Origin of the sequence: Pontibacterium sp., assembly GCF_041587635.1 — a bacterium.
Classification (GTDB): Bacteria; Pseudomonadota; Gammaproteobacteria; order Pseudomonadales; family Balneatricaceae; genus Pontibacterium.
The window spans coordinates 1-5,919 of sequence record NZ_JBFGYC010000234.1 but is presented as its reverse complement, the minus strand read 5'-3'; the positions used below and the strand labels follow the sequence as shown (position 1 = coordinate 5,919).

The following is a 5,919-nucleotide window of genomic DNA, read 5'->3' as shown; positions in this document are numbered from 1 at the left end:
CTCACCGTGTTTCAGGCGAACATACATCAGCGCAACGGTAATCGCATCACCTAACGCTGTATGGCGCTCAAGCATTGGAATATCAAGTGACTCGGAGATCGTATCAAATCGCAGATCCACATTCCCGCCAACAAATCGCCACTTTATGATGTCATGATAAACATGAGACAGCTCAACCGCCTTATTAGGCAGACTAAAACCGTATTTCGGGCGAATGAATTTATCTAGCATACGAATATCGTAGTTAACGTAATAGCCTAAAATTGGGCGGTTACCGACAAAATCCAGCACCTGCTCCAGCGCATCTTCCAGCTCAATCCCTTCACTCAGATCACTGGCGCGAATTTTGTGAATCTTGATTGAATCACCGGTCAGCGATTCGGGCGCTTTCAGCTTAATATCCAGACGATCACTGGTCATCACACGGTTACCTTTAATCTTAACCGCGCCAATTGATAGTATCTCGCCCTGTTTTACGTCCAAGCTGGTTGTCTCACAATCCAGCGACACGATCTCATCACCGTCATAGGATTCGAAGAGATGAGCGTACGGCCCTCCCTTATGATCGTAACGTTCTTTTATTCTTCTTATCGTTCTTGGGATAATCATCGCTTAGCTCCCAAGGTGGTAGCGTAGGGTCAAATGTTTCTTAAATCCTTTCACGATATGCAAGGCATCACGCAAGAGGTCTCGTTCCATTTTATCCAAACAGGCCAGCTCAATGATATTAGGCGTTTGGTCTACGCCACTATCAGACTGATCCATACGCTTAATTTGCTGACGTAAACGTAACTGAATAAACAGACTCAGCGCCTCAGTCATTTCACGACCGTGCTTATCCTGCATTTCCCCTAACTCAACCAACGCCTCTATTCGCTGAAAGGTATTAGTGGCTTTCACCTTATGCTCAAGAGCCAGAGTACGCACGCCATGTACAATCGGGAAGATCCCACCTTTCTTAATATCCAATTGCCCCTTCTCTTTGAGATTCCCAAAGAAGGTCAGAGGCGTATCAAATTCGATAGTCGCACGCGCGAAGTGGGAGAAAAATACATCATTATTGCGAAGATAACGCATAAACCAGTTACGGCTCGCCTTGAAGATCGCAGGATTACCCGCCACTGGCTTGGCATCCACCGCTATCGCCAGGTTCATCAGCGCTTCGCCATCGCACTTCTCGGCCCAGTCACCCAGCATCTGTGTCCAGTCACCCAGCGATTTCACCCATTCAGGGTTGGAGACCATGATATTGCCTGGGCAAGGCGGGAAACCGAACTCAATAAGCGTCTTGCTGAACTCATTCAGTCTGTCCTGCATCTCCGGCCATACCAGACCATCACGGTGGATAATCGCATTGTCCTGATCGGTCTTCATGATCTGCTCGCCGCGCCCCTCAGACCCCATCACCACTAAGCATACGTGCGGCTGCATATCAGCAGGAATCATTATATCGAACAGCTTAGCCATAATGCGGCCATTCATGGCGGCCAACAGATCCATTGCAAAGCGCGTTTTCACACCGTGCGAAACCAACGCTTTGATCAGGTCATCCAGACCTTGCGCTGCTTCATGCAGATCTTCGATCGTCTGAGCACGCTCAATACGCAATCCAATCACATGCGAATGGCTGGAGAAGTAACTCAAGACATCGGTCAGCTCGACAATCCCTTCAAGCTGATCCCCCTTCATAACCACGACACGCTCGATATGTTGCTGCGTCATGATAATCAGGGCATTAAACATATAGTCTTCTGGTTCAATAGTAATCAGCCGGTAGCTCGCCACATCAGCGATATCACCATCCAGCGAAATACGATTGACCACGATTGCATCTAATAGATCGGTCCCCGTCACAATACCGTAACGACTTCCTCTTTTTATCAACATGCAATCCGCTTTCTTTTCCCGCATTAAACGGGTTGCCTCATCAATACTCGTACCTTCCAGTATGATCAGTGGCTCACGAATGACTCCACTGGACACTTTAGCGAGCATAAATTCAGCCATGTCCTGATCGCCGCCATGCTGGGCAACAATTTCAGATTTTGCCGAGAGATTTTGCTGAAAATAGTCTGCAAAAAGATTATTTGAAGACATCAGATCCAAAAGGATCTTGGTGGGCAGGATATGACAGATCGTTTCCTCTTCAGCAATAAAGTTATGAATCGCTTTACCACGAATAGCCGACCAGGCACCAAAATAATCTTCATTGGTGTAATGCACAAATACATGATGCTGCTGATCAGACTGACCTTCTTCCACCGCTTCGCTTTCGCTCACGCGCCCTTTCAGGATGATAAACACCCCTTCCGGCTCAGCCCCCGCGGCTAACAGCACCTCACCTTTCTGATAGTACCCGATATCCAGATTCTGGCGCAGCAGGTTACTCTCTCGCTCGTCCAACAGGCTGAACGGCATGTTGTCCATATTAAAAGATGAAGGCATATCCATTTTCTCCCAACATATAAATGAAAAAGGCACACCAACTCGCGCTGGTGTGCCTTAAGAAGATACTATCTCAGGCTATTAGTGATCGTGAGCAACACCAGCACCGCGAGGGATACGCAGGTCTTCTACGATATGCTGCATTTCCTCTGAAGGAGGAGGAGTCATCTGTGCAACAACGTATGCAACGATGAAGTGCAGAATCATACCAACAGTACCGAAACCACCTGGGGAGATACCCATGAAGTAGTCAGCAGAGTTGCCGCCACCGAATACGAAGTACCACATGTAGCCAACAGTAGATACCAGACCTACCAGCATACCTGCGATCGCACCCTGAGTGTTCATACGCTTGTAGAAGATACCCAGCATCAGGGTTGGGAATACGGACGCACACGCGATACCGAATGCCAACGCCACTACCTGAGCTACGAAGCCAGGAGGGTTGATACCGAAGTAACCTGCAATACAGATGGCTACCACCGCAGCCATACGAGCGTACATCAACTCCTGCTTATCAGAGATATTCGGGTTGATGGTCTTCTTCATCAAGTCATGCGAGATTGCAGTGGAGATCACCAACAGCAGACCTGCCGCAGTGGACAGTGCCGCTGCAACCGCACCCGCTGCTACCAAGGCAATTACCCAACCTGGAAGCTGAGCGATCTCTGGGTTAGCCAGCACCATGATATCGCGGTCTACGTATACTTCGTTTGCGAATGGCTGTTTAGCAGCATCGAAAGAAGCATCAGTTTTGCCGTTAGAGGTCATGCGCTGACCGTGCTCACCGCGCTCATCGATAAATGCAGGCTTACCTTTCTTCGCATCGAACGCAGCGCCAGCAGCGTACTGAACAATGCCGTCACCGTTACGGTCGTTCCATGCCAGCAGACCAGCATTTTCCCAGTTCTTAAACCAAGAAGGCATTTCAGCGTAAGCAGTACCCGTGTTCTGTGGACCGTTTACTTCCTGGATCAGGTTTACACGACCGAAACCAGCAACACCCGGTACCGCAGTGTACAGCAGCGCGATGAAGATCAGTGCGTAACCACCCGTAGTACGCGCATCTTTTACGCGAGGTACAGTGAAGAAACGTACGATTACGTGAGGCAGACCAGCAGTACCACACATCAGTGCTACGGTCAGGAAGAAGATATCAATCGTTGATTTCTTACCTGAGGTGTACTGGGAGAAGCCCAGATCAACCGAGAGCTGATCCAGCGTTGCCAATACAGACTGACCGCTTTCCAGAGTCGCACCCAGACCGAACTGAGGCAGGAAGTGACCAGTAATCTGAGCAGACAGGAAGAATGCTGGAACGGTGAACGCCAGGATCAGTACGCAGTACTGTGCAACCTGTGTATAGGTAATACCTTTCATACCACCCAGTACAGCGTAGAAGAATACGATCGCCATACCCACGATTACACCCGTGTTGATGTCAACGTGCAGGTAACGGGAGAATACGATACCAACACCACGCATCTGACCAGCTACGTAAGTGAAGGAGATTACGATAGTACAAACAACGGCGATGATACGCGCAGTGCTTGAACCGTAACGGTCGCCTACAAAATCTGGCACGGTGAACTTACCAAACTTACGCAGGTAAGGTGCCAGCAGCAGCGCCAACAGTACGTAACCACCAGTCCAACCCATCAGATAGGCAGAACCATCACGGCCGACGAAGGAGATCAGACCAGCCAGGGAGATAAAGGAAGCTGCAGACATCCAGTCAGCTGCAGTTGCCATGCCGTTAGCGATTGGTGGTACACCACCGCCTGCTACGTAGAACTCTTTGGTAGATCCTGCACGCGCCCAAATCGCAATACCGATATAAAGCGCAAACGAACCACCGATAAAGAGGTAAGTAAGTAAATCGAGACTCATAACAATGCCGTCCTTACTAGATTATTTTTATTGTTGTTATTCGTGAACGTCATACTTTTCGTCAAGCTTGTTCATAGATGCAACATACATCCAGATCAAGACAACGAAGACGAAGATTGATCCCTGCTGACCAAACCAGAAGCCTAGTGGGAATCCAAAGAACTGGATCGCATCAAGCTGTTCGACAAACAGGATTCCGCAGCCATAAGAGACTACGAACCACACCGCAAGATAGGTGTATATTATGCGCAAGTTTTCTTTCCAGTACGCTTGCGCCTGTTCAGGGCTGATAGACATTGCACCATCCTTATTTTTTTTATGAATAGGTGAAACTAAAGACAGAGTAGAGATTATCAGAGCACTGTCCCAATCAAAGCCCGACTTTAGTCTGATCGTAGTACTTGATTTATATAGCAAAATTTCGGCTACGCCCCGTAGTTCAAGGGCTGCAGCGATTTCAAAAAAGACCTTTGAGTTCAAAGTTCTATACAAAGGTATAAGGCAGGATTTGGGTTCCTTTACAGAAAGAGTAAACTAGAACTTTCATATTCTTATCAAGGAGCGGGCACATCATGTTGTCAGGCTGGACAGTTATCATGATCTCGCTGGCGTATGTCGGACTGCTATTCGCCATCGCCTATTACGGAGACAAGGCCACCACCCCTAACCGTATCGGCAAGCAGGTCATTTACGCCCTGTCTCTTGCGGTGTACTGCTCCTCATGGACTTTTTATGGTGCGGTTGGACGGGCATCAACCAATGGCTGGGAGTTTCTTGCCACTTATTTAGGCCCAATCCTGGTATTTATGCTGGGCTGGCAGGTGATTGAAAAGATCGTTCTGGTCAGTAAGCAACAGAACATCACCTCAATCTCCGATTTCATCTCCTCCCGTTACGGGAAAAGTCAGTTACTGGCGGTGCTGGTCACCGTTATTGCGGTTCTGGGCACCATCCCTTATATCGCGATGCAGCTCAAAGCCGTCGCCATCAGTTTTAGCGCGATCACCGCCGGCAGCGAGACCTCCTTGGGTAAGGGCAGCGATACCGCCCTTTTTGTGGCGATGCTGATGGCGGTATTTGCCATTCTGTTTGGTACCCGACATATAGACGCCACCGAACACCATGATGGTCTGGTATTGGCCGTCGCGTTCGAGTCCATCATTAAGCTCACAGCGTTCATCGCAGTCGGTGTCTTTGTCACATATGAGATCTTTGACGGCCCGGCGCCTCTGATTGCCAGCATCAGCCACCAGCTGGCACAAAATCAGAATTTTCATTCTATTCTTCAGGATAGTTTCTTAGTCGAGACTGTATTAGCCTGCGCAGCTGTCATCTGCCTACCCCGGCAGTTTCAGGTAACCATTGTCGAAACCAGCGATATCAACAACCTGAAACTCGCTCGCTGGCTGTTTCCACTATATATGGCTCTGCTGGCCATATTTGTACTACCCATCTCAACAGCCGGACTCACCTACTTCGACGAGTATAGTGCGGTTGATGCCGACACCTTTGTGTTAATGCTTCCGTTGGCCGAGGGTCACTTTAATCTCGCCACCTTCGCATTTATCGGTGGACTGTCTGCGG

General features: G+C 48.9%; 4 protein-coding genes and 1 pseudogene. 1 reads left to right on the top strand and 4 read right to left on the bottom strand.

Annotation, left to right across the window (positions count from 1 at the left end):
• The 4 genes from ABYW01_RS12160 to ABYW01_RS12145 all read right to left on the bottom strand — a co-directional run.
• On the bottom strand, window positions 1–609 hold a 609-nt coding region (locus ABYW01_RS12160; protein WP_372833006.1), incomplete at its 3' end, for a 3'-5' exonuclease.
• Between the two features lie 3 nt (window positions 610–612).
• Window positions 613–2,445: a putative nucleotidyltransferase substrate binding domain-containing protein gene (locus ABYW01_RS12155; RefSeq protein WP_372833003.1), complete on the bottom strand. Its 1,833-nt coding sequence runs from the start codon at window positions 2,443–2,445 to the stop codon at window positions 613–615.
• 81 nt (window positions 2,446–2,526) lie between these two features.
• The gene (locus tag ABYW01_RS12150; protein ID WP_372833001.1) at window positions 2,527–4,335 is read right to left on the bottom strand and encodes a sodium:solute symporter family protein; all 1,809 of its coding nucleotides are present in this window, start codon (window positions 4,333–4,335) and stop codon (window positions 2,527–2,529) included.
• A gap of 36 nt (window positions 4,336–4,371) precedes the next feature.
• Window positions 4,372–4,632 carry a DUF4212 domain-containing protein gene (locus ABYW01_RS12145; RefSeq protein ID WP_372832999.1) on the bottom strand — a complete coding sequence of 87 codons (261 nt, stop codon included), beginning with the start codon at window positions 4,630–4,632 and terminating at the stop codon, window positions 4,372–4,374.
• A 275-nt stretch (window positions 4,633–4,907) separates the two neighbouring features.
• On the opposite strand from ABYW01_RS12145, the pseudogene ABYW01_RS12140 reads away from it, so the two are divergent.
• A pseudogene (locus ABYW01_RS12140) lies at window positions 4,908–5,919 on the top strand (hybrid sensor histidine kinase/response regulator); the annotation flags it as partial.

What these genes read in the sequence shown, in the direction of transcription:
- ABYW01_RS12155 (WP_372833003.1), bottom strand. Translation starts at nt 2,445, where the DNA reads ATGCCTTCATCTTTTAATATGGACAACATGCCGTTCAGCCTGTTGGAC.
- ABYW01_RS12150 (WP_372833001.1), bottom strand. Translation starts at nt 4,335, where the DNA reads ATGAGTCTCGATTTACTTACTTACCTCTTTATCGGTGGTTCGTTTGCG.
- ABYW01_RS12145 (WP_372832999.1), bottom strand. Translation starts at nt 4,632, where the DNA reads ATGTCTATCAGCCCTGAACAGGCGCAAGCGTACTGGAAAGAAAACTTG.